Origin of the sequence: Variovorax sp. W2I14 (genome assembly GCF_050435205.1) — a bacterium.
In the GTDB taxonomy this organism is placed as follows: Bacteria; Pseudomonadota; Gammaproteobacteria; order Burkholderiales; family Burkholderiaceae_C; genus Variovorax; species Variovorax paradoxus_C.
Genome location: NZ_JBNDJX010000001.1, coordinates 2,709,403 through 2,733,151, shown reverse-complemented (window position 1 = coordinate 2,733,151; position 23,749 = coordinate 2,709,403). Strand labels below are relative to the sequence as shown.

Genomic DNA, 23,749 nt, shown 5'->3' with positions numbered 1-23,749 from the left:
GCGCGATTTTAGGCGGCGTAGGATGAATCTCACATAGGCCGAACGGCCCGCCGCCGCAACAATGCCGCAGCACCCAGCGCGATTGCCATGACCAGCAGCGAAACGACCGTGGTCACCGTTCCCAGCGCATAGATCGACGGCGTGGTGACGGTCGAGGTCAGCCCCTGCAATTCGAGCGGCAGCGTGTTGACGTCGCCGATGGCCTGCGAGGTGCGGGCGATCTCGTCCCACGAGAGCGTGAAGCCGAACATGCCGATGCCCACGATCGAGGGGCCGATCAGCGGCAGCACCACGAAGCGGAAGGTCTGCCAGGGTGTGGCGCCGAGGTCGCGCGCGGCTTCTTCATACGCCGGGTTGAAGCGGTTGAACACCGCGAACATGATGAGCAGGCCGAACGGCAGGGTCCACGTCAGGTGTGCGCCGAGGGCGGAGCTGAAGAGGCCGAGCGCGGTGCCATAGCCTTCGAGCAGCGTGGTGGCGTCCATCGCCGTGAGCACACCCTTGATGCCGGTATCGAGCAGCCGGAACTGCAGCCCGATGCCGAGCGAAATGATGATCGACGGCATGATCAGGCTCGCGACCGTGACGAAGAACAGCGCATTGCCGCCCTTGAGCTTCTTGCGGAATGCGAGCCCGGCCAGCACCGACAGCACCACGGTGAAGGCCATCACTACCGCGCCCAGCGCCAGCGAGCGCCTGAAGGCTGCGCCGATGTCGACGGTGCCCAGGCCCTCGGCCAACTTGTAGAACCAATGCAGCGAGACGCCGCGCAGCGGAAAGGTCAGGCCGCCTTCGGGACCCTGGAAGCTCAGCACGACGATCGTGATCATCGGGCCGTAGAGGAACAGCACGAACAAGGCGAACACGATCGCAAGGGGCCAGAAGCCGGGGGCACGCTGGGCGCCGATCGGTGTCTGCATGTCAGAGCTCCTTGCGGATATCGACCAGCCGGGTCAGGCCCCAGATGATCATCAGCACCACGGCCAGCAAAATCATCGCGTTGGCCGCGGCCAGCGGAAACTGCAGGTACGAGGTCTGCACCTGGATGATCTTGCCGATGGAGGCGATCTGCTGGCCGCCCATCACGCCGATGGTCACGAAGTCGCCCATCACGATGGTGATGACGAAGATCGAGCCGATCAGGATGCCGGTGCGCGACAGCGGCACCACCACGTTCCAGAGTGTCTGCCAGCCCGAGGCGCCCGCATCGTTCGCCGCTTCGAGCAGCGAGCGGTCGATGCGCATCATGCTGTTGAAGATCGGCACGATCATGAACATCGTGTAGAGGTGCACGAAGGCCAGCACCACCGAGAAATCGGAGAACAGCAGCCACTCGACCGGCTGGTTCACGAGGCCCGTGCCCATCAGCGCCTGGTTGACCAGGCCGTTCCGCCCCAGCAGCGGCACCCACGAGATCATGCGGATCACGTTCGATGTCCAGAAGGGCACGGTGCACAGCACGAACAGCACCGTCTGCATGGTCGACGAGCGCACATGGAACGCCAGGAAGTAGGCGACCGAAAAACCGATGAGCAGCGTGATGCCCCACACCAGCAGGCAGAACTTGAAGGTGCTGAGGTACGTGTTGAGCGTGACGCACAGGTCGCCGTTGTCGGTGAGGTGCGAGCACCCCTCGAACAGGCTCAGGTAGTTGCGCAGGGTGATCGCGGGGATCAGCTCGTACTCGTTGAAATTCCACAGGCTGACCATCGCGACCAGCGCCAGTGGAATCAGGAAGAACAGGAGAAACACCAGCGCGAACGGCGCCGCCTGCCACCACGCCTTCACGGTGTGGAGCGGGTTGGCGGCGGCGGATGCGCGGGTGGCGGGAGCGCTCACGGAATCGAAAAGGAAGTCAGGCCGCGACGAACTCGTTCCACTTGCGGACCATGTATTCGTTCTCGTCCATCACCGCGTTCCAGCAGGCAATGCCGCCCATGCGCTGCTCGTAGCTGCCGCCGTCGCGCACCGCGCCGGCCTTGGCGATCACGTCGCCCTGCGGGCTCTTGATGTCCTGTGCGGCGGGCTTGCCTTCCATCCAGTAGGCCCATTCGTAGGCTTCCATCTTGGTCTTGGCGGTGTCCAGCACGGCGCTGTAGTAGCCCTGGCGGTTGAGGTAGGCGCCGGCCCAGCCGTCGAGGAACCAGTTGATGAATTCGTAGGCGCCATCGAGCTTCTTGCCCGAGAGCGTGGCCGGCAGGCCGAAGCCCGAGGCCCAGGCGCGATAGCCTTCCTTCAGGGGCTGGAACGTGCAGTCGATGCCCTTGCCGCGCACCGCGGTGACGGCCGGCGACCACATCGACTGGATCACCACTTCGCCCGAGGCCATGAGGTTGACCGACTCGTTGAAGTCCTTCCACAACGCGCGGAACTGGCCGGCCTTCTTGGCTTCGATCAGGGTCTTGATCGTGAGGTCGATCTCGGCCTTGGTCATGTTGCCCTTGTCGGCGTACTTGTGGATGCCCTTGGCCTCCACCACCATCGCGGCGTCCATGATGCCGATCGATGGGATGTTCAGGATCGCCGCCTTGCCCTTGAACTCGGGGTTCAGCAACTCGGCCCAGGAGCCGATCGGGCGCTTGATGAGGTCGGGGCGAATGCCCAGCGTGTCGGCGTTGTAGGTGGTCGGAATCAGCGACATGAACTGCGTCGGCGACTTGGCGAACGCCTTGCTCTTCTCGCCTTCGAGGTAGATCACCTTGATGGGCGCCGTGCCCTGGTCGCCGACCTTCTTGCCGCCCACTTCGCCCTTCGTGAAGAGCGAGGTGATCTTGGCGGCGTTCTTCACGCGCTTGGTGTCGATGCCTTTCAGGTTGCCGGTGGGCACGATCTTCTTGAGCGAGAAGAACTCGGTGTCGATCAGGTCGAAGCTGTTGGGTGCGGTCACCGCGCGTTTGGTCACGTCGTCGGTGGTCACGGCCACGTACTGGATCTCGATGCCGGTGTCGGCCTTGAACTTCTCGGCGATCGCCTTGTCCTGGTTCACCGCGGTGCCCAGGTAGCGCAGCACGATCTTTTCCTGTGCGTGCACGAAGGGCGCGATGCCCGTGGCCAGGATGCCGGCGGTGCCCTGCAGCAGGGTGCGGCGCTTGACGCCGGCGGACGAGTCGATGGGTTCGGTCATTGGCAAAGTCTCCGTGGAAGAAAAAAGAGGCGAACGAGAGAGGGGAGAAAAGGAGAAAAGAGGACTACGGCGCCACGGCGAGCGAGCGCGCATCGGCTTCGGCCCATGACAGGCGAACCGTCTCGCCCTGCGCATAGGGGCTCGCGAGAAAAGCGGCTTCGCCCAGCAGCACCGACACGTTCCGGCGCTCCGGCGCGGCGGCTTCCAGCGCCAGGCCGAGCAGCACGTAGGTGCCCTGGTACTCGACATCGGTGATCGCCGCGGCAAGGCCGCCGCCGTCCGATGTCGTTGCGATCCGCATGTGATCGTTGCGCACGGCAATCGGCCCGGCGGGCGTGTCGATCACGTTGTGGCCGCCCATGAAGCGCGCCACGAATTCGTTGGCGGGGTGGTTGTAGATCTCGTGCGGCGAGCCGACCTGCTCGATCACGCCGTGGTTCATCACCACCATCGTGTCGGCCAGCGCCATGGCTTCTTCCTGCGAGTGCGTCACATGCACGAAGGTCAAGCCCAGCTCCTTTTGCCAGCGTCGCAGCTCGGCGCGCATCTGGATGCGCAGGAACGGATCGAGTGCCGACAGCGGCTCATCGAGCAGCAGCACGCGCGGCTCGGTGATGAGCGCGCGGGCCAGCGCCACGCGCTGCTGCTGTCCACCGGAGAGTTCGCCGGGCTTGCGCTCGGCCAAGTGACCCATCGCGACGCGCGCCAGGAGGTCGCGCGCACGCTTCTGGCGCTCGGCCTTGCCGACGCCTTTCATCTTGAGGCTGAAAGCCACGTTGTCGGTGGCCGAGAGGTGCGGGAACAGCGCGAAGCTCTGGAACATCATCGCCGTGCCGCGCGCGGCGGCGGGCAGGTTGGTGATGTTGCGGTTGTCCAAGAGGATGTCGCCGCTGGTGACCGACTCGTGGCCCGCGATCATGCGCAGCGTGGTGCTCTTGCCGCAGCCCGAGGGCCCCAGCAGGCAGCAATAACTGCCGCTGGCGATGCGCAGATCGATGGCGTCGACGGCGGCTGGCGTGCCGGGGGCGTAGCGCTTGCTGAGCGCAACGATCTCGACCGCGGCGGGCGGGAGCGGGGCGACGGCGTTCATTGCCGGGCGGAAAACGGGCGGGTGACGGGCATGCACGGTCTAAGCACGCTCCATGCCACGTGATCGGCGGCGCCCGGCCGCCACTGGGCTTTCGAAAGCTAGGTGCCGAAGCGGTCCGCACCCGCCGGCAGCGCAGCGGCAGCCAGCCCGCGCAGCACGTCGCCCACCACGATCACCGCGGGGCTCGCGAGCCCCGCTTCGGCGATGCGTGCCTGCAGTCCGTCGAGCGTGGTCGCGATGTGGCGCTGGTGCGGCAGGCTTGCGTGCTGGACAACGGCAACGGGCGTGTCCCCCGGCAGGCCCTGCAGCAATTCGCGTTCGATGCGCGCCGCGCCCGATACGCCCATGTAGATCACCAGCGTGAGGCGCGCGTTGTGCGCCATCGCGGCGAGTGCGCGCCAGTCGGTCGGGTCATCCTGCGCGCCCGCGCCGGTCTTGGCGTGGCCGGTGACGAACACGACGCCCTGCGCGTGGTCGCGGTGGGTGAGCGGCACGCCCAGCGAGGTCACGGCCGCAAGGCCGGCGGTGATGCCGTTGACCACCGCGCATTCGATGCCGGCTTCGCGCAGGTGCTCCACCTCTTCGCCGCCGCGGCCGAAGATGAACGGGTCGCCGCCCTTCAGCCGCACCACGGTTTCGCCTTCGCGCACCGCGGTGATCATGAGCCGCTCGATGAACGCTTGCGGCGTGCTCTTGCAGCCGCCGCGTTTGCCCACGTGCACGATGCGCGCGCCGGGGCGGGCGTAGGCCAGGATTTCGTCGCTCACGAGGTCGTCGACCAGCAGCACCGTGGCGGCCTGGATCGCCTTCACGGCCTTGATGGTCAGAAGTTCCGGGTCGCCAGGGCCGGCGCCCACCAGCGTGCAGCGGCCGGTGATGAGGGTGGATGCGTTGTTCATGCGTGGGATGCCAGTTGCTTGATGTGCCCGACCTGTGCGGCGATGGCTTCAGGCACAGGATGCTCGCCGTTCAATACGCGCCGTGTGTAGTCGGCCGTGGTGGCGACGTCGATTTCCTTCGGAAGCCCGGGCACCTCGGTCGCGGTGCCGCTGACCTGCGCCTGCAGCTCGGTGCGCACACCGCAGAGGAAGCCGTCGATCTGCGCGGTGCGGCGCGGGTCGGAGACCACCTCGCCTTCGAGGCCGCGCGAGAGCAGGGCGGTGGTGCCCATCAGCTCGAAGGTCTCGGCCATGACGCGGGCGTATTCGGGGTGCGTGTAGCTGGCGACCACCACGGCCGGGCCGGCGGTGGGCTGCATCAGCTTGACCACGCTGTGGCCAGGGTTGCGCAGGCCGACGACGCGGCGCACGTCGAGCAGGCGCTTGAGCGTGGGGTTCAGCAGCTCGGTCGCGGCGAAGCCCACGGTGCCGTTGGCGATGGGGCCGATGGCGGTCATGGGCGGTACATCGAGCGCGGCGAGCACGTTGGAGGCGAGCACGCGTGCCGTCTCGGTGGCGCTGCCGTGCACCAGCACCGGCAGGCCTTCGCGGGCCAGCAGCAGCGCGAGCAGCGGGGTGAGCACCGGGAGCTTGCGCGCGCCGTTGTAGCTGGGCAGCACGATGAGCGCACGGTCGCCGGCGGGAATGTGCTGCAGCCGCGCATGCGTGGCATCGAGAAAACCGGCCATCTCCTCGGGCGTCTCGCCCTTGATGCGCATCGCGAGGCAGAAGCCGCCGATTTCGAGGTCGGTGACGGTGCCGTCCAGCACCTGGCCGAACAGGTCTGTGGCCTGTTCGCGCGTGAGCGGCTTGGCGCCTCGCGCGCCGCGGCCGATTTCCTTGATGTATTGGCTGATTCCCATGGGTAGGCGGATTGTCCTGCAACGCTTATGCCGGAATGCGAGTCGGCTTATGCACTGGTTTTACCCCTTCCCCCTCTGGGGGAAGGTTGGGATGGGGGCGGGCAGAGCGCTCCATAGGTACGCCGCCTGCCCCCACCCCGGCCCTCCCCCGGGAGGGGAGGGAGCAAGACACGCAGCTCATGGGGTCTCCGCCACGGCTTCGGACGGCACCATCCGCACCATGCGTTTGAGCTCCGGAATGCACGAGCCGCAGTTCGTGCCGCATTTCAGCGTTCCTTGCAGAGCGGCCAATCGCTCGCCGGGCGTGCCGCCGCAGCGGCCGAGCTCGGTCTGGATCGCCACGTCGGTCACGTTGAAGCAGGTGCAGACCGGCTTTCCGCGCGACTGCACCGCCAGCGGCGCACGGGCGCCGGGCGAAAGCAGCAGGCGGCCGTAGCTCTGCGCCGGCAGTTCTTCCCTCAGCAGCGTGGCGATCCAGGCTTCGGCGCTGGTGTCGCCCGCGAGCAAAAAGGCTTCGAGGCCGGCGCTCTGGTCGGCGCGGCGCACCAGCCGCACCGAACGGCGCTGGCCGCGGCGGCGGTCGGCGTAGCGCAGGGTGTCGGCGCTTTGCAGGCCGAGCAGGGCTTCGATCTGTTCCAGCAGCGCATCGGCCGGCGCATCGTGCGCGGCTGCGCGGAACAGGAGGCCGCTGCGTTCCGCACCCGCCGCGTCCTTGGTGCTGCCCGAGAACGGCACGCAGGTCGCGAATGGAAACATCGCCATCAGCGGCTGCAGCGCACGGTGCACTGCCAGCACCTCGTCGGTCGGGAGCCACGCCATCGTGAGCAGCGACCACGGCAACTCGGCTTTGAGGATCTTCACCGCCGTGTGCTTGAGCTCGGGCTGTTTCGAAGTCGGGCAGTAGGCCGGCGTGGTGAGCGCGTTGATGCCGGCCAGCCGCGTGCCGGTCGACGAGCAGCCGCTCAGGTACTCCTCGCCCCAGTGCATCGCGACGAAGGCCTGGCTCAGGCCGATCTCGGCGCTGCCGCGCGCAGGCAGCAGGATCGAGCCACGCTTCGACGTCAGGTGCACGAGGTCGCCTTCGCCGATCTGGCGGCGCGCCATGTCCTGCGGGTTCATCTGCACCAAGGGCTCGGCGACATGGCCGAACAGGCGGCCGACAGTGCCGGTGCGGCTCATGCCGTGCCACTGGTCGCGCAGGCGCCCGGTGTTGAGCGAGAAGGGATAGCGCGCCTCGCGGGCCTCGGCCACGGGTTTGTAGGGCGTGTCGACAAAACGGGCGCGGCCATCGGGCGTGGGGAACACGCCGTCCTCGTACAGGCGCACCCGGCCGCTGCTTTCGCCTTCCTTCAGCGGCCATTGCTGCGGGCCGAGGTCGTCGAGCATCGCGTAGCTCAGGCCGGTGATGTCCAGGTCGCGCCCGCGCGTGGTTTCGCGATGCTCGTTCCAGACCGATTCGGCGGTGTCGTACGGAAATAGCGTGCCCGCGCGGCCGAGCCGCTGTTCGAGCCGGCGTGCGAAGTCGGTGGCAATCGACCAGTCGTGCCGCGTCTCGCCCGGTGCGGCGATGGCGGGGCGCACGCGCGAGATGCGGCGCTCGCTGTTGGTCACGCTGCCGTCCTTCTCGCCCCAGGTGGTGGCGGGCAGCAGCAGGTCGGCGAAGGCGCAGGTGGCGGTGGTGGAGAAGGCCTCCTGCACCACCACGAACTCGGCGCGCTCCAGCGCGCGCCGCACCGTCGCCTGGTCGGGCATCGACTGCGCGGGGTTGGTACAGGCGATCCAGAGCGCGCGGATCTCGCCGTCGGCGGCGGCTTGGAACATCTCGATCGCGGTCCTGCCCGGCTTCTCCGGCACCGACGGCACGCCCCAGAGCGCAGCCACTTCGGCGCGATGTTCGGGGTTGGCCAGATCGCGGTGCGCGCTCAGCAGGTTGGCGAGGCCGCCCACTTCGCGCCCGCCCATCGCATTGGGCTGGCCGGTGAGCGAGAACGGGCCGGCGCCCGGCTTGCCGATCTGACCGGTGGCCAGGTGCAGGTTGATGAGCGCCGCGTTCTTCGCGGTGCCGCTGGAAGACTGGTTCAGGCCCTGGCAATACAGGCTCAGCGTCGCGGGCGAGGTGGCGAAGAGCCGCGCGGCCTGGAGCAGATCGTCCTTCGGGATGCCGCAGACCTGCGCCACCTTGTCCGGCGTGCACTCGCGCACCGTGGCCTTCAGCGCGTCGAAGCCGTTGGTGTGCTCGGCGATGTACTTCGCGTCGGTCCAGCCTTCCCACAGCATCAGGTGCAGCATGCCGTGGAACAGCATCACGTCGGTGCCGGGCTGGATCGGCAGGAACAGGTCGGCGATCTCGACCGTGTCGGTGCGGCGCGGATCGGCCACGATGATCTTCAGCGCCGGGTTCGCCGCCTTCGCATCCTCGATGCGGCGGAAAAGAATCGGGTGCGCCCATGCCGTGTTGCTGCCCACGATGAAGAGGCAGTCGGCATGCTTCAGGTCGTCGTAGCAGGCGGGCGGCGCATCGGCGCCCAGCGTCTGCTTGTAGCCCGCGACCGCACTGCTCATGCACAGGCGCGAATTCGTGTCGACATTGTTGGTGCCGACCAGGCCCTTGGCGAGCTTGTTGAAGACGTAATAGTCCTCGGTCAGCAACTGGCCCGAGATGTAGAAACCGACCGCATCGGGGCCGTGGTCCTGGATGACCTGTGCGAACTTGCCCGCCGCGTTGTCGAGCGCCGTGTCCCACGACACGGCCGTGGGCGCTTCGCCGCGCACAAGGCGCTGCAGCGGCTGCAGCAGCCGCGCCTGCCGCGTGACAGGCGCCGTGGCCGTCAGGTGCAGCGTCGAGCCCTTGGTGCAGAGGCGCCCGAAATTGGCAGGGTGGTCGGGATCGCCGCGCACGCCGGTGATCTGCGCGCCGTCGGATTCGATGATCACGCCGCAGCCGACGCCGCAATAGGGACAGGTGGATCTTGTTTCCCGCATCACGCCCTCTCCTTCCGGTGGGTGGAGGAGGTGAGCGTCAACGGCGTTGGCGATGTGCACGCTGCTGCCCTCACCCTAGTCTTCCTTGAGACCGATGCTCGATTCACCGAACATCAGCCTGTCGCGGATCTCCTGCACGCTGAGGCCTTCGCGCAGCAGCTTGAAGTACCAGCTGCCGTCCCCGGTGTCGCCGTACAGGCAGGCGCCCACGAGCTTGTCGTCCTTGAGCACCAGCTTCTTGTAGACGCCGCCGAAGGGGTCGCTCATCACGATCTCCTCGGTGCCTTCGCCGCCCATGAATTCGCCGGCGCTGAAGAGGTCGATGCCCGTCACCTTGAGCTTGGTGGAGGTGAGCGAACCCAGGTAGCGGCCGATGCCGAACTGCGCGAGGTGGTTGGCAGCCACCTTGGCTTGTTCGAACAGCGGCGCCACCAGCCCGTAGGCGATGCCGCGGTGCGCCGCGCATTCGCCCACCGAATAGATGCGCGCATCGGTCACGGTCTGCATGGTGTCGGTGACCACGATGCCGCGGTTGCAATGCAGGCGCATCTTTTCGGCCAGCTCCACGTTGGGGCGGATGCCGACGGCCATGACCACGAGGTCGGCCGCGACTTCCGTGCCGTCCTTGAAGCGGATGCTCTTCACGCGGCCGTCCTCGCCACCGACCATGTCCTGCGTCTGCGCACCCATCATGAACTTGAGGCCCCGGTCTTCGAGCGACTTCTGCAGCAGCTTGCCCGCGACGTCGTCCAGCTGGCGCTCCATGAGCCAGGGCATGACGTGCACCACGGTCACGTTCATGCCGCGCAGCATCAGGCCGTTGGCCGCTTCCAGGCCGAGCAGGCCGCCGCCGATGACCACCGCGTTCTTGTGCGTGCGGGCGGTCTCGATCATGCAGTCGGTGTCGGCGATGTCGCGGTAGGCGATCACGCCCTTCAGGTCCTTGCCGGGCACGGGCAGCATGAAGGGGTTGGAGCCGGTGCACATCAGCAGGCGGTCGTAAGGTGCCTCGGTGCCATCCTCGGCGCGCACGATGCGCTTGACGCGGTCGACCTCGACCACCTTCTTGCCGGCGTGCAGCGTGATGTGGTTGTCGCTGTACCACTCCCAGCTGTTGAGCACGATCTCGTCGACCGTCTGCTCTCCCGCGAGCACCGGCGACAGCATGATGCGGTTGTAGTTCGGGTGCGGCTCGGCGCCGAAGACGGTGATGTCGTAGAGGTCGGGCGCGATCTTCAGCAGCTCCTCGAGCGTGCGCACGCCGGCCATGCCGTTGCCGACCATCACGAGTTTCATTTTTTTCTTCATGGGGCTGGACCTTTCCTCGAAATCAAGCGAATGAAGGCCCGCGGCGCGCGTGGAGAATCGCGCCATGAGCTTTGAAGTGGACATCGGCTACAGCAGCCTTCGCGGACCCCGCGAGGTGAACGAAGACTTCGCCGGTGCCGTGCATGCGCCGCGCGGCGACGAGGCGCGTGGGCTCATCGCGGCGATTGCCGATGGCGTGTCCACCGGCGGGCGCGGCCTGGAGGCGGCGCAGACCACGGTGATGGGCCTCCTGGCCGACTACTTCGCCACGCCTGACACCTGGGAGCCAACCGCCGCGCTCGACCGCCTGATCGGCGCGCAGAACGCCTGGCTCGCCGACCACAACCGACGCCGTGCGGGCAGCGCGACCGCGCTCACCACGCTCACCGCATTGGTGCTGCACGGCCAGAGCTACACACTGGCCCACGTGGGCGACACGCGCGCCTGGCGCGTGCGCGACGATGGCGAAGCGGCCGTGCCGCTCACGGCGGACCATGCCTTCGAGCATCCAGACATGCGCAGCCGTCTCACGCGCGCCATCGGCCTGGACGACCAGGTGCGCGTCGACTACGCGCAGGGCGACGTTCGCGTGGGCGACTGCTTCGTGCTGACCTCCGACGGCGTGCACGGCGCGCTCGAGCCGCAGCAGGTGGCTGCGCTCGCGCTGCAGGGCGATGCCGAAGCGGCGAGCGAGGCGCTGGTGCATGCGGCGCTCGACGCCGGCACGCGCGACAACGCGACCGCGCTGGTGATTCGCGTCGTCGGCCTCGATGCGCGGCAGCTCGACGACGAACTGGGCGACGGCCGCCGGCTCGCGCCGCCGCCGCTGCTGAAGGTGGGCGACGTGCTCGACGGCTACGTCGTCACCGGCCTGGTGGCCGACACCGGCGTTCATCTGCTGTACCAGGCGCGCCATCCGGCCACGCGCGAGCTGGTCGCGCTCAAGACACTGCATCCCTCGCGTGCCAGCGACCCGCAGGAGCGCGCGATGCTCGCGCACGAAGCCTGGCTGGGCCAGCGGGTCGGCGAGGGCGGCGGTTTCGTTCGTGTGCACGAACGCGCCGAGAACGCAAGCGCGCTCTACATCGTGTTCGACTGGCACGGCGGCCGCACGCTGGAGCAGATGCGCAAGTCCGGCGCGCGCGGCGCGGTGGCCGAAGTGGTCGCCGCGGCCATCGAGGTGACCAAGGCGCTCGGCCGGCTGCATCGCCACGGCGTGGTGCACCGGGACATCAAGCCCGGCAACCTGCACCTGGGCGATGACGGGCGCTGGCGCATCCTCGACCTGGGCGTGGCGCTCTCCGGCCGTGAAGGCGCGGCGCAGCGCGAATTGCATGCGGGCACGCCGAGCTACATCAATCCCGAGCAGTGGGAGGAGGGCGGCGTTGCGGATGCGGGCAGCGACCTGTTCGCGCTCGGCGCCACGCTGTATCAATGGCTCGGCGGGCACCTGCCCTACGGCGAGATCGAGCCCTACCAGGTGGCGCGCTACCGGCGCGATCCGGTCGCGCTCTCGCGGCTGCGGCCCGATGTGCCGGTGTGGCTCGACCATCTCGTGCGCAAGGCCGTCGCCCGCGACCCGAGGGAGCGCTTCGAGACCGCCGAGGAGATGCTGCTCGCGCTGGAGCGCGGCGCCTCGCGCCCCGTCGGCGCGCCCATGGCCACGCCGCTCTCGCGACGCGATCCGGTCATGCTCTACAAGATCGCCCTCGGCGTGTCGTTGCTGTTCAACGCACTGCTCGTGGTGTGGCTGTTGTTCCTGCCACGCTGAGGACGAACGGAAGAGGCTCATGGCCGGGCGGCCTTTCGTGGAGCCGTATAGCTCGTGGAAGCGGGAGCCGGTGAAGTGCGCGCACGGCCACCCTTTTCGGCCCAGGTGCGTGTCCAGCGGATCTGCATGACGCGCATCACGCCCAGCATCGCCAGCGAGAGGGCACCGAAGAAGACGAAGCCCCAGGTGTAGCTGCCCAGGTACTGCTTCGACAGGCCCATCGCGTTGGGCACGAGGCCGCCGCCGAGGGCGCCGATCTCACCGATCATCGAGCCGGCCACCGCGGTGCTCAGCGGCCAGCGCAGCGGCACCAGTTGGAACAGCGCGCCGTTGCCTGCGCCCAGCGCGGCGAAGCACACGATCAGCAGCAGCGTGGTGAGCGCCAGCGAGCCTGCGGAAAAGCCGACGAGCACGAGACCCACGGCCACCACCAGCAGCACCACGGTGAGCGTGTTCACGCCACCCCAGCGGTCGGAGAGCCAGCCGCCCACGATGCGCACCGCCGCGCCCATGAAGGCTGCAAGCATCGTGAGCTGGCCCGCCTGCACCTTGCTCACGCCGAACTGGTCGTAGTAGTACGAGGGCAGGAAGGTGGTGAGGCCGATGAAGCCGCCGAAGGTCACGCCGTAGATCAGGCTGAAGACCCAGCCGTCCTTCTCGAAGAGGCAGGCGATGTGTTCGCGGAAGCTCGCATGGCTGTCGACGTCGGGTGGCTCCTTGGCGAAGATCACCATGACGACCATCGGGATCAGGATCGCGACCGCGGCCACGCCGTACACCGCCTGCCAGCCCAGCCACAGCGCGAGCGGCGGCGCCACCAGCACCGACACCGCCGTGCCCACGTTGCCCGCGCCCACGAGCCCCATCGCGAGGCCCTTGTGCTGTGGCGGGAACCAGCCCGAGCCCAGCGACAGCGCCACGCCGAAGCTCGCGCCGGCGATGCCCAGCAGCACGCCCATGGCGAGCAGGTCGTTGAAGCTCTTGACGAAGAAGAAGCCGAACAGCATCGCCACGGCGATAAGGCCCATCTCGACCAGCGTGGCCTTCTTGCGGCCGATGTACTGCGAGAGGATGCCCAGCGGAAAGCGCATGAGCGCGCCCGCGATGATCGGCACCGACAGCATCAGGCCCTTCTGCGCGGGCGAGAGGTCGAAGCTCTCGCCGATGAAGGGCGCCATGGCGCCGTTGAGCACCCAGATGCAGCAGGAGAACGAGAAGTACAGGAACGCCGCGAACAGCGTGGGACTGTGGCCTGACTGCAAGAAATTCCTGAAACCGGACATGGTGTTCAAAGGTGCAAAAAGCCGCGGCGCGACCTTGGAAGGGTCGTGTCGACGGACAGGGTTGGGGTCGGGGTGCCGGCAGCGGACGCTGTCGGCGTGGGGGTGTGTCCGGCCTGTGCGTGGCCGGACGGGTTGCAGGAGCCTGCAGCCTCACCAAAGCGGTGCTTCGTTACACCGCATCCCCTTCGTTGCAAGAGGCGTGCCCGCGAAATTCCGCAGGCGTGGCCTATGCTTGCCGTGCCTTCCGACACCCCGCCATGACTTCCCTTCTTCTCGTCCTGCCCAATGAATTCGAGGCCTCCGCGCCCTTGCCGGAGCCGCTGCGCCAGGGCCTCGCGGATGCCGGCGCCACGGTGATCGGGCGCGCCACCTGCCGCACGCTGGTGCAGCAAGCCGGTGCGCTTGCACCGCAACAGGTGCTGGCCTGCCTGCCCGATGCGGCGCAGCTTCAGGCCTTGCGCAATGCGTTGCAGATCTGGAACGGCGTGCCGCCCTGCGCGGTGAGCGTGGCCGGCGCGCCGCTGGAAGGTGCACAGCACGAGGCGCTGGTTGCGCTCGGCGTGCATGCATGGGCGCCGCTCGATGCGTTGTCGATTCCCGCATTGCTGGCCCGCGCCCAGGCCCGATGGACGCGCGAAACCGCGCTGCGCACCGAGCTCGACAACCTGCGCACCCGCATGGACGAGCGCAAGTGGGTCGATCGCGCCAAGGGCCTTTTGATGTCCGCGCGCGGCATCGGCGAGGACGAGGCCTTCGGCCTGCTGCGCGGTGCGGCGATGCACGCCAACCTGCGGCTCGGCGAAGTGTCGCGCTCGGTCATCGAGGCCGCGCAGTGGGCCGAGGCGATCAACCGCGCCGGGCAGTTGCGCATGCTGTCGCAGCGGCTGGTGCGGGTGGCGGCGCAACTGCTCGCCGGCATCGACGTGCAGCGCGCGCGGGTCCTGCGCACGCAGTCGACCGAGCGGGTGCAGCAGAACCTGGATCACCTGTCGGCCCTCGACCTGGGCACTGCCGGCCTGCGTGCGCTTGCCGAGGTGCAGGCGGCATGGAACGGGTTGAGCACGGCGCTGCCCGTGAAGCCCACGCCGCAGGCGCTCGCCAAGATCGATGCGCGTGGCGAGGCCGTGCTGCTCGCGGCAGAAGCGATGACGGAGGCGCTGGAAGCATCGGGCGCACGGCGGGCGCTGCGCATCGTCAACATCTGCGGACGGCAGCGAATGCGCGCGCAGCGCCTGGCGAAGGATGCGTTGCTGGCTTCTACGCTCGCCGCAAGCGCCTCGCGTGCGCGGCTGCTGCCGACGATGAATGAGTTCGAAGCCGCGCTCGTGGAGCTGGAGCGCGCACCCCTCAGTTCACCCGAGATCCGCGCCGGGTTGGTGACTGCGCGCGACGAATGGCTGCGCCTGGTCGGCGGCGTGCAGGCGCTGGACAGTCCCGAAGGCCGCGCCACGCTGGTTCGCTCCAGCGAAGCGCTCGTCGACACCTTCGAGCGCCTCACGGGTTGGTACGAGCACAGCCTGCAGGTCATCATGTCCTGACGCCGGTTGTGCGGCACCCGTTGCGTCAGGCCGCGACCTTCTCCACATGCGCCTGGCGCGTGTAGAGGAAATCGATCACCGCCTTGCGCGCATGCACATAGGCTGGGTCTTCCGCCAGCTCGACGCGGTTGCGCGGGCGCGCGATGTCCACCGCCAGCACGTCGCCGATGGTGGCAGCCGGGCCGTTGGTGAGCATCACGATGCGGTCGCTCAACAGCACGGCTTCGTCGACGTCGTGCGTGACCATGACGACGGTGCTGTGCGTCTTCTGCACGATGGCGAGCAGCTCGTCCTGCAGCTTGGCGCGGGTGAGGGCGTCGAGCGCGCCGAAGGGCTCGTCCATCAGCAGCACCTTGGGTTCCATCGACAGCGCGCGCGCGATGCCCACGCGCTGCTTCATGCCACCGGAGATTTCGCCGGGGCGCTTCTGCGCTGCGGGCGTGAGCCCGACCAGCGCGAGCGCTGCATCGGTGCGTTGGCGCAGTTGCGCCTTGCTCTCGGTGGCGGCGAACACGCGCTCGACCGCGAGGTACACGTTCTCGAAGCAGGTGAGCCAGGGCAGCAGCGAGTGGTTCTGGAACACGACGGCGCGTTCAGGGCCAGGCCCTTTGATTTCGCGGTTTGCGCACAGCAGCACGCCTTGCGTCGGCGTGGTCAGCCCGGCGATCAGGTTCAAGAGCGTCGACTTGCCGCAGCCTGAATGTCCAATCAGCGTGATGAACTCGCCCTTGGCGACGTTCAGGTTGATGTCGCGCAGCGCGAGGAAGCTGCCCTTCGCAGTCTTGAAACGCTGCTCGACGTCTCGGATCTCGATGTACTTCGAATCGTCGTTCATGACTTCACCTCTTCGAACGTGAATGCAGTTGCGAGCTTGATGAGCGCGAACTCCAGCACCAGACCGACGATGCCGATCACGAAGATCGCGATGATGATGTTGGCGACGTTGAGGTTGTTCCACTCGTCCCACACCCAGAAGCCGATGCCCACGCCGCCGGTCAGCATCTCGGCCGCGACGATCACCAGCCACGCGGTGCCGACCGCGAGGCGCACGCCGGTGAGCATGTAGGGCAGGACGGCGGGGAAGAGGATCTTGGTGAGGATCTTCCATTCGGAAAGATTGAGCACCTTCGCCACGTTCATGTAGTCGCTCGGCACGCGCTGCACGCCCACGGCGGTGTTGATGACCATCGGCCAGATCGAGCAGATGAAGATGGTCCAGATGGCCGCCGGGTTCGCGCCCTTGAACACCAGGAGGCCGATGGGCAGCCACGCGAGCGGCGACACCGGGCGCATCAGGCTGATCAGCGGATTGAACATGCGCGCGAGGAACTCGAAGCGTCCGATCGCGAAGCCCGCCGGAATGCCGACCAGCGCCGCGAGCCCGAAGCCCAGCGCCACGCGTTGCAGCGACGAGAGCACGTTCCAGCCCACGCCCTGGTCGTTCGGCCCCTTGCTGTAGAACGGATCGCTGAACACCGTGAGCGCCTGCTGCCAGGTGGCGAGCGGCGTCGGAAAGCCGGTGGTGCTTTTCATCGCGACCAGTTCCCAGATCAAGAGCAGCAGGCCGAAGCCCGCGAGCGGCGGGAGCACGCGCATCCAGAAGGCGCGCAGGTCGATGGGCGTGCGGTTACGGGGCTCGGGCGCAGGGGCCGCCACGACTGCGGGCGCGGGTGCCACGGGCCTGGCGGCGGCAGGCGCCGGCGCCTGCGATGCGGCCGCTTCGAGCGGAGAGTGAAATACAGCGCTGACCATGGTGCGTTTCTCCTCAGACATGCAGCTTGAAAGACTCGGCGTACTTCTTCGGGTCCTTGCCGTCCCAGACGGAGCCGTCGAAGAGCTTGCTGGTGCGCATCACATCCTTGGGCACCGGCGTCTGCGTGGCGGCGGCGGCCTGCTTGTAGATGTCGATGCGGTTGATCTCGGTGGCCACCTTCAGGTAATCGGGGTGCTCCTTCAGCAGACCCCAGCGCTTGTGCTGCGTGATGAACCACATGCCGTCCGAGAGGTAGGGGAAGTTCACCGCGCCGCCGTTGTAGAACTTCATGTGGTTCGGGTCGTCCCAGCTCTTGCCCAGGCCGTTGGTGTAGCGGCCCAGGATGCGCTGGTTGATCGCGTCCACGCTGGTGTTGACGTAGCTCTTGTCGGCGATGGTCTCGGCCATCTTGTTCTTGTTCTGCAGGCCGGTGTCGATCCACTTGCTGGCTTCGAGGATCGCGGCGGTCACCGCACGCGCGGTGTTGGGGTACTTCTTCGTGAATTCGGCGGTGCAGCCGAGCACCTTCTCGGGGTGGTCCTTCCAGATGTCCTGCGTGGTGATGGCGGTGATGCCGATGCCGTCCATGATCGCGCGCTGGCCCCAGGGCTCGCCCACGCAGTAGCCGTCCATGTTGCCCACGCGCATGTTGGCCACCATCTGCGGGGGCGGCACGGTGATGTTCTTCACGTCCTTGAACGGATCGATGCCGGCCGAGGCGAGCCAGTAGTAAAGCCACATCGCATGCGTGCCGGTGGGGAAGGTCTGGGCGAAGGTGTATTCGCGCTTCTCGGTGGCGATGAGCTTGGCGAGGGAGGCCGCATCGACAGCGCCCTTGTCGGCCAGCTTCTTCGAGAGCGTGATCGCCTGGCCGTTGTTGTTGAGGGTCATGAGCACGGCCATGTCCTTCTTCGGGCCGCTCAGGCCCAGGTGCATGCCGTAGACCAGGCCGTAGAGCACGTGCGCCATGTCGATGTCGCCGTTGGAGAGCTTGTCGCGCACGCCGGCCCAGCTGGCTTCCTTGCTGGGGACGATCTTCACGCCGTACTTCTTGTCGATGCCGAGCACCGAGGCCATCACCACGCTTGCGCAATCGGTCAGCGGGATGAAGCCGATCTTCACTTCTTCCTTTTCGGGCTTGTCGGAGCCCTGGGCCCAGACGGCGGCGCGCAGGGCAGGGTCGATGCCCACGGCGCCGATGGCGGCGGCTTGCAGTACGCGGCGGCGGCTGAGACGGGTTTTCAGCAGGTCGGTCATGAGGGCGGGCTCCGGTTGAAGAACGAACAAACAAAAAAAGCAGAAGCGAAAAACAAAAAAGGCGTCCCGACCGCGCAGGGGCTGCTCGCGAACGAGCCCTTGCGGGATGGGGACGCCTTTGTCCGGTTCGGTGGGAGACACCCGCCGTTGGGTGCCGCCTGCCTGAAGACCACGAAGGTCTTATGTACTCACCTACGCAAACTGCGTGCCAGTAATCGTGGGATGTGCGGTGCTATCGAAAAAGTAGCTCTGGTGCACGGTGTGCGAAGGCCGGAGCACTGCTGGACGCCGGCATCCGGCCAAGGCACGTTTTTGTGCATTGCACCAAGTTGAAACGCGCTCAGCGCGGCGTGCGGGCATCGGGCATCGGCAGGTAGTCGGCCATGGCGAGCATCGACTCCGCCACGTCGACCAGCCGGCGCTTCTGGTTCATGGCGGTCTGACGCAGCATCTTGTGGGCCTCGTCCTCGCTCAGGCGCCGGTGCGCCATCAGCAGGCCCTTGGCGCGCTCGACCACCTTGCGCTCGTTGAGCGAGGCGCGCACGGTCTGCAACTCGTCGCTCATGGCCTGCAGGCGCTGCGACTGCTCCTGGACCATGTCGAGCACCGAGCGTTCCAGCCCGCGCCCGTACGGGGCGGGGGCCACGGCCTGGGTGCCGGCATTGTCGAAGAACAGGGCGCCGCCGGACTGCGGCGCCAGCGTGCCGAGCAGTTGCTGGTAGGCCTCCAGGTCGGTGCGCGCCTGCGCGGTCTTGCGGTTGCAGAGGGCGCGCAGGTCGGCGGCGAGGCGGTCTTCGACCCTGCGCATCGCGTCGATGCGGCGGGAGCAGCAGTCGAACCAGTCCTGGCTCAGCTGGCTGTATTGCGCGTCCGGCGCCGCGGCCAGCGTGGTGCCGATGCGGCGCAGGCGCTCGAGCTCGGCCATGGTGGCGTCGGCCTCGCTTTCGCGCCACAGCACCAGCACCTCGTCGCTCGAGAAATCGGTGAAGACGTGAAAGCAGCGTTCCTGCGATTCGATGAGGTGCAGCCACTGCACGCGCTGCGCCTCGTTGCTGCGGCCCAGCGCCAGCGTGGCAGCGCCGAAGGCGCGCTCCTGGCCGGCAAACTCCTTGCCCTGCATGAAGTTGAACATCGCGACCAGGAGGCGCGAGATCTCGGGGTCGGTGGCGCCGTCGGCCGCCTCGAACACCACGGCCAGCAGGCCGGCGACGAGCTTGGCGAAGGCCGCGGTCGATTGCGCAGGCGCGAGTTCCAGTGCGCCGACGCGCGTGCGCAGCGCGGGCAGGGCGTCCAGCCCCGGCAGCACCCAGGCGATGCGGCTGAAAAGGCGTGCGCTGTTACCGGCACTGGCACGCTGGCGGGCCTCGGTTTCCAACTGGTCGAATCCGTTGCGCACCGCCTCCTCGAGCGCCTGGCATTCGGCGATCTGCGGACCGCGCTGGTCGGCGAAGCGCTGGCCGCGCGAGGCGAGGAACACGTTCGACATGCCGCGCTCGCGCTGCAGCGCATGCACCAGCCGGCCGATCAGGCCGACCAGCTCGCTGGTGCGCGCGAGCTGGTCGAGCTCGTCGATTTCGCACTGGCGGGCGGCAATGAGGAAGTGCAGACCGGATTTCATGGTGGGTGGGGAAGGGGACGCACACCGTCGCTGCAACATCCGTGCCTTGCCCCTTTGCGGGCGTCGCTTGCAGGCGCCACCTACACTCGCCGCATGCTCTTGTTGGGAATCGAATCATCTTGCGACGAGACCGGCGTGGCGCTGGTCGAGTCTCACGGCGACGCGCTGCCGGTGCTGCTTTCGCACGCACTGCACAGCCAGATCGCCATGCACCAGGCCTACGGCGGCGTGGTGCCCGAACTGGCCAGCCGCGACCACATCCGCCGCGTGCTGCCGCTCACCGAAACCGTGATGGCCGAGGCCGGGCGCTCGCTGAAGGAAATCGACGTGGTGGCCTACACGCGCGGGCCGGGGCTTGCGGGCGCGCTGCTGGTGGGCGCCGGCGTGGCTTGCGCGCTGGGCGTGGCGCTCGGCAAACCGGTGCTGGGCGTGCATCACCTCGAAGGGCATCTGCTGTCGCCTTTTCTGAGTGCCGATCCGCCGGAATTTCCGTTCGTCGCGCTGCTGGTGTCGGGTGGTCACACGCAGCTGATGCGGGTCGACGGCGTGGGGCGCTACGAGCTGCTCGGCGAAACCATCGACGATGCCGCGGGCGAAGCCTTCGACAAGAGCGCCAAGCTCATGGGCCTGCCGTATCCGGGCGGACCGTGGCTTGCCAAGCTCGCTGAAGACGGCAACCCGACGGCGTTCAAGCTGCCGAGGCCACTGCTGCACAGTGGCGATCTCGATTTTTCCTTCGCGGGCCTGAAGACGGCGGTGCTGACGCAGGCCAAGAAGCTCGGCGACCAGCTCGAAGCGAACAAGGCCGATCTGGCGGCGTCGACGCAGGCAGCCATCGTGGAGGTGCTGCTGAAGAAGTCTCTTGCGGCGCTCGACCAGACCGGGCTCAAGCGCCTAGTGGTGGCCGGCGGGGTGGGCGCGAACAAGAATTTGCGTAAGCAACTGAATGCGGCGTGCGCCAAGCGCAAGGTGCGCGTGCACTACCCCGAGCTGCACCTGTGCACCGACAACGGCGCCATGATCGCCATGGCCGCCGCGATGCGCCTGCAGTCTGGCCTGTCCCAGGCCAGCGCGCGCTACGCTTTCGACGTCAAACCGCGTTGGCCGATGGCCTCGCTGGCAGCCGAGGCGCAGCCGCTGCCCGAGGCGGTGTAAAGAAAGCAACGCGTGCCGCCCTGCAAAGGCAGGCAAAGGCAGGGCGGCACGTCGCATCAAAGCCTGGCCGTACGGCCAGTCCTGGCCGCCTTAGTTGATCTGCAGTTGCGAAGCCTGGCTCACCGGAACCAGCTTGCCCAGCTTCAGCGTGAGCACGCCGTTTTCCAGCTTGGCTTCGCTCGCTGCGGCATCGATGTCCAGCGGCAGTTCGTAGGCGGCCTTGAACTGGCGCTTGGCTTCGGCCTTGCTGTCGATGCGGACCACGGCGCCTTCGAGGCTGATCGCGAGGTCTTCGCGCGAGAAGCCCGGCACGTCGAGCGAGAGAGTCCAGCTCTTGTCGTCCTGCTCCACCAGCGGCGAACGGCGGGGTGCGGCGAAGGCGTCGTTCACGAAGCGCTCGAAGGCACGGTCGTACGAGCGGGGAACGAAGCGGGTGGTGCGGACGGTGGGTGCGAAAAACATGATGAAAAGCTCCTGAATGAACACAATGGGGACAAGGAATGTGTGTCCCTTACACTGCGCGGCCATTCAATCCTGAGTGCCGCTTGACACCTCATCTAGGCGCAGCCGCACGCGTTTCAAGACGATGACTCCCCCCTTTATTTGGCGCCGCCAGGCCTTGAAATTCGCGGCGCTGGCGCTATGCGCGAGCCCCTTCGCCGCGCTTGCGCAAACCTCGTCCGTGCCGCCCGCGCCCATCCGGCTTGCGTTGATCGAGAGCATGAGCGGGCCCTTCGCGAACACGGGCGAAGCGGTGTTTCGCAACCTGCTGTGGGCGGTGGAGCGGGTCAACGCGCGCGGCGGCGTGAAGCTGCCCGGCGGTGCGCGTCCGCTGCAGCTCGACCGCTACGACAGCAAGGGCCAGAACGAAGAAGCGCTCTCCGCATTGCGCGCGGCCATGGACGACGGCGCGCGCATCGTGCTGCAGGGCAACTCGTCGGCCACCGCGGCGGCGCTGGTCGATGCCATCGACAAGAACAACGAGCGCGATCCGGCAAGGCGCGTGATCTTCCTGAACTACGCGGCGGTCGATCCGGTGCTCACCAACGAGCGCTGCAGCTTCTGGCACTTTCGCTTCGACGCGCATGCCGACATGCGCGTGGCCGCGCTGATGGACGTGGTGAAGGACGACGCGGCGCTCAAGCGCGCCTACCTGATCGGGCAGGACTACAGCTTCGGCCAGTCGGTGCTGCGCGAGGTGCGCCGGCAGCTCGGCGTGCAGCGGCCCGATGTGGAGATCGTCGGCGACGAACTGCACCCGATGGGCAAGGTGAAGGACTTCGCGCCCTACGCCACCAAGATCCTCGCGAGCGGCGCGCAGGCGGTGTTCACCGGCAACTGGGGCAACGACCTCACGCTGCTCGTGAAGGCGGCGCGCGAGGCAGGCTTCAACGGCAGTTTCTATACCTTCTACGGCAACGCGCTCGGCGCGCCCGCGGCCATCGGCGATGCGGGCATCGGCCGCGTGGTGGCCGTGGCCGACTGGCTGCCGAACGTGCAGACCGCGCAGTCGGAGGCGTTCTATCGCGCGTTCCGTGCGCGCTTTCCGAAGCCGACGGACGACTATGTGCACATGCGGATGCAGCTGCTCGTCGAATCGCTCGCGCAGGCCGTCGAGCGTGCGGGCAGCGTCGATGCAGTGGCATTGGCGCGTGCATTGGAGCAGGCCGACGTGAGCCTGTACGGCCAGCGCGGCCGCATGCGCGCGGCGGACCACCAGTTCCAGCAGCAGCTCGTGGTCGGCGTGATGGACCGGCAGGGCAAGCCCGGCGTGCAGTTCGATGTCGAGGGCTCGGGCTACGGCTTCCGCGTGATCAAGACGATCGCCCCGGAGCGCGCGGAACTGCCGACTTCGTGCAAGATGAAACGACCCTCATGAACAGGACAACAGCAGATGCGTGAAGCCATTCACAACCTCGAAGCCTCCAAGATCCGTGAGGTGGCCAATGCCGGTTTGGGCCGCGACGATGTGCTCGCCTTCTGGTTCGGCGAAAGCGACGAGGTCACCCCCGAGGTGATCCGCCAGGCGGCCATCGAATCGCTGCAGCGCGGCGAAACCTTCTATGCCCACAACCTCGGCTTGCCCGAACTGCGCGAGGCGATTGCGCGCTACACCAGCGCACTGCATCCGGCGGTCGATGCCTCGCGCATCGCGGTCACCTCGGGCGGCGTGAGCGCGCTGATGCTCGCGGTGCAGGCGCTGGTCGAGGCGGGCGACGACGTGGTCGCGGTCACGCCGGTGTGGCCGAACCTCACGGCGCAGCCGGCGATCATGGGGGCGCATGTGCGATCGGTACCGCTGGTGCCGGTGCAAGGGCAGTGGACGCTCGATTTGCCCGCGCTGCGCGCGGCGGTCACGCCGATGACGAAGCTCCTGATCGTCAACGCGCCGAACAATCCCACGGGCTGGACGATGACGCGCGGCGAGCAGCAGGCCGTGCTCGATCACTGCCGCGAGACCGGCACCTGGATCCTGGCCGACGAGGTGTACGAGCGGCTCTACTTCGAACCCACGCCGAACGGTTGCGCCCCGAGCTTTCTCGACATCTCGAAGCCCGACGACCGGCTCGTCGTGACGCACAGTTTCTCGAAGAGCTTTCTCATGACCGGATGGCGCCTCGGCTGGCTGGTGCTGCCGCCTGCGATGGTCGATGGCATCGGCAAGCTGATCGAGTTCAACACCTCGTGTGCCAGCGTTTTCACGCAGCGCGCTGCCATCGCTGCGATCGCGCACACGGCGGACATCACGCCGCGCGTGGTCGCGCACCTGAAGCTGTGCCGCGACACGCTGGTGCCGCTGCTGGTCGCGGTGCCCGGCGTGCAGGTGGCGCCCGCCAAGGGCGGCATGTACGCCTTCTTCCGGCTCGAAGGCTTCGGCGATTCGCTCGATGTGGCCAAGCGGCTGGTGGTCGAGGCCGGCCTCGGGCTCGCGCCCGGCAATGCCTTCGCGCCCCAGGCGCAGGGCTGGCTGCGCTGGTGCTTTGCGTCGAAAGACCCGCAGCGGCTGGTGCGGGGCGTGGAGCGCTTGCGCAACTGGCTGGCGGCGCAGCCGCAACGCAAGGGCTGATC

Annotated in this window: 19 protein-coding genes and 1 pseudogene; 5 read left to right on the top strand and 15 right to left on the bottom strand. The window is 67.6% G+C overall.

From position 1 onward, the window contains the following. Positions 1–29 precede the first annotated feature (29 nt). The 8 genes and pseudogenes from QF040_RS12670 to QF040_RS12635 form a co-directional block, all read right to left on the bottom strand. Positions 30–920, bottom strand: coding sequence for an ABC transporter permease (locus QF040_RS12670; RefSeq protein ID WP_429611308.1), 891 nt, complete (start codon positions 918–920; stop codon positions 30–32). Position 921: 1 nt separating this feature from the next. Continuing rightward, on the bottom strand, positions 922–1,839 hold the full coding sequence (locus tag QF040_RS12665; protein ID WP_307504365.1) for an ABC transporter permease: 918 nt from the start codon (positions 1,837–1,839) through the stop codon (positions 922–924). Between the two features lie 16 nt (positions 1,840–1,855). Continuing rightward, positions 1,856–3,124, bottom strand: coding sequence for an ABC transporter substrate-binding protein (locus QF040_RS12660; RefSeq protein WP_307607787.1), 1,269 nt, complete (start codon positions 3,122–3,124; stop codon positions 1,856–1,858). 64 nt (positions 3,125–3,188) lie between these two features. Further along, the gene (locus tag QF040_RS12655) at positions 3,189–4,214 is read right to left on the bottom strand and encodes an ABC transporter ATP-binding protein (RefSeq protein ID WP_307504367.1); all 1,026 of its coding nucleotides are present in this window, start codon (positions 4,212–4,214) and stop codon (positions 3,189–3,191) included. A 98-nt stretch (positions 4,215–4,312) separates the two neighbouring features. Then, a complete protein-coding gene (gene cobA / locus QF040_RS12650; RefSeq protein WP_429611307.1) occupies positions 4,313–5,113 on the bottom strand; it encodes a uroporphyrinogen-III C-methyltransferase in 801 nt (266 codons plus the stop codon). Then, on the bottom strand, positions 5,110–6,015 hold the full coding sequence (ybiB, locus tag QF040_RS12645; protein ID WP_429611306.1) for a DNA-binding protein YbiB: 906 nt from the start codon (positions 6,013–6,015) through the stop codon (positions 5,110–5,112). The genes cobA and ybiB overlap by 4 nt, the downstream gene beginning before the upstream one ends. 177 nt (positions 6,016–6,192) lie before the next feature. Further along, positions 6,193–8,997 carry a molybdopterin-dependent oxidoreductase gene (locus QF040_RS12640; RefSeq protein WP_429611305.1) on the bottom strand — a complete coding sequence of 935 codons (2,805 nt, stop codon included), beginning with the start codon at positions 8,995–8,997 and terminating at the stop codon, positions 6,193–6,195. A gap of 90 nt (positions 8,998–9,087) precedes the next feature. Beyond that, positions 9,088–10,305, bottom strand: a pseudogene (locus QF040_RS12635) (NAD(P)/FAD-dependent oxidoreductase); the annotation flags it as partial. A 64-nt stretch (positions 10,306–10,369) separates the two neighbouring features. On the opposite strand from QF040_RS12635, the gene QF040_RS12630 reads away from it, so the two are divergent. Continuing rightward, positions 10,370–12,076, top strand: coding sequence for a protein kinase domain-containing protein (locus QF040_RS12630; RefSeq protein WP_429611304.1), 1,707 nt, complete (start codon positions 10,370–10,372; stop codon positions 12,074–12,076). A gap of 17 nt (positions 12,077–12,093) precedes the next feature. On the opposite strand, the gene QF040_RS12625 is transcribed toward QF040_RS12630, so the two are convergent. After that, positions 12,094–13,359 carry an MFS transporter gene (locus QF040_RS12625; RefSeq protein WP_429611303.1) on the bottom strand — a complete coding sequence of 422 codons (1,266 nt, stop codon included), beginning with the start codon at positions 13,357–13,359 and terminating at the stop codon, positions 12,094–12,096. 257 nt (positions 13,360–13,616) lie between these two features. On the opposite strand from QF040_RS12625, the gene QF040_RS12620 reads away from it, so the two are divergent. Further along, on the top strand, positions 13,617–14,897 hold the full coding sequence (locus QF040_RS12620) for an ANTAR domain-containing protein (RefSeq protein WP_429611302.1): 1,281 nt from the start codon (positions 13,617–13,619) through the stop codon (positions 14,895–14,897). A gap of 25 nt (positions 14,898–14,922) precedes the next feature. On the opposite strand, the gene QF040_RS12615 is transcribed toward QF040_RS12620, so the two are convergent. The 4 genes from QF040_RS12615 to QF040_RS12600 all read right to left on the bottom strand — a co-directional run bounded on the left by QF040_RS12615 (position 14,923) and on the right by QF040_RS12600 (position 19,525). Beyond that, on the bottom strand, positions 14,923–15,732 hold the full coding sequence (locus QF040_RS12615) for an ABC transporter ATP-binding protein (protein ID WP_013542425.1): 810 nt from the start codon (positions 15,730–15,732) through the stop codon (positions 14,923–14,925). Then, positions 15,729–16,649, bottom strand: coding sequence for a nitrate ABC transporter permease (gene ntrB / locus QF040_RS12610; RefSeq protein WP_307683979.1), 921 nt, complete (start codon positions 16,647–16,649; stop codon positions 15,729–15,731). Before ntrB ends, QF040_RS12615 begins: the two co-directional genes overlap by 4 nt. Positions 16,650–16,662: 13 nt before the next feature. Beyond that, positions 16,663–17,907: a CmpA/NrtA family ABC transporter substrate-binding protein gene (locus QF040_RS12605; protein WP_429611301.1), complete on the bottom strand. Its 1,245-nt coding sequence runs from the start codon at positions 17,905–17,907 to the stop codon at positions 16,663–16,665. Positions 17,908–18,247: 340 nt separating this feature from the next. Continuing rightward, entirely contained in the window at positions 18,248–19,525 is a 1,278-nt protein-coding gene (locus QF040_RS12600) for a nitrate- and nitrite sensing domain-containing protein (protein ID WP_429611299.1), read from the bottom strand. Between the two features lie 93 nt (positions 19,526–19,618). On the opposite strand from QF040_RS12600, the gene tsaD reads away from it, so the two are divergent. Then, positions 19,619–20,680 (top strand): tRNA (adenosine(37)-N6)-threonylcarbamoyltransferase complex transferase subunit TsaD, encoded by a 1,062-nt coding sequence (gene tsaD / locus QF040_RS12595; RefSeq protein WP_429611298.1) that lies wholly within the window; start codon positions 19,619–19,621, stop codon positions 20,678–20,680. Positions 20,681–20,770: 90 nt separating this feature from the next. Here the strand turns inward: tsaD and QF040_RS12590 are convergent, their stop codons facing one another. Next, positions 20,771–21,142, bottom strand: coding sequence for an Hsp20/alpha crystallin family protein (locus tag QF040_RS12590; RefSeq protein ID WP_429611297.1), 372 nt, complete (start codon positions 21,140–21,142; stop codon positions 20,771–20,773). Positions 21,143–21,208: 66 nt separating this feature from the next. Continuing rightward, positions 21,209–21,403 (bottom strand): hypothetical protein, encoded by a 195-nt coding sequence (locus QF040_RS12585; RefSeq protein WP_429611296.1) that lies wholly within the window; start codon positions 21,401–21,403, stop codon positions 21,209–21,211. Here QF040_RS12585 and QF040_RS12580 point away from each other — a divergent pair. After that, positions 21,402–22,559: a branched-chain amino acid ABC transporter substrate-binding protein gene (locus tag QF040_RS12580; RefSeq protein ID WP_429611295.1), complete on the top strand. Its 1,158-nt coding sequence runs from the start codon at positions 21,402–21,404 to the stop codon at positions 22,557–22,559. The genes QF040_RS12585 and QF040_RS12580 overlap by 2 nt on opposite strands. A 15-nt stretch (positions 22,560–22,574) precedes the next feature. Continuing rightward, entirely contained in the window at positions 22,575–23,747 is a 1,173-nt protein-coding gene (locus QF040_RS12575; RefSeq protein ID WP_429611294.1) for a pyridoxal phosphate-dependent aminotransferase, read from the top strand. Positions 23,748–23,749 lie beyond the last annotated feature (2 nt).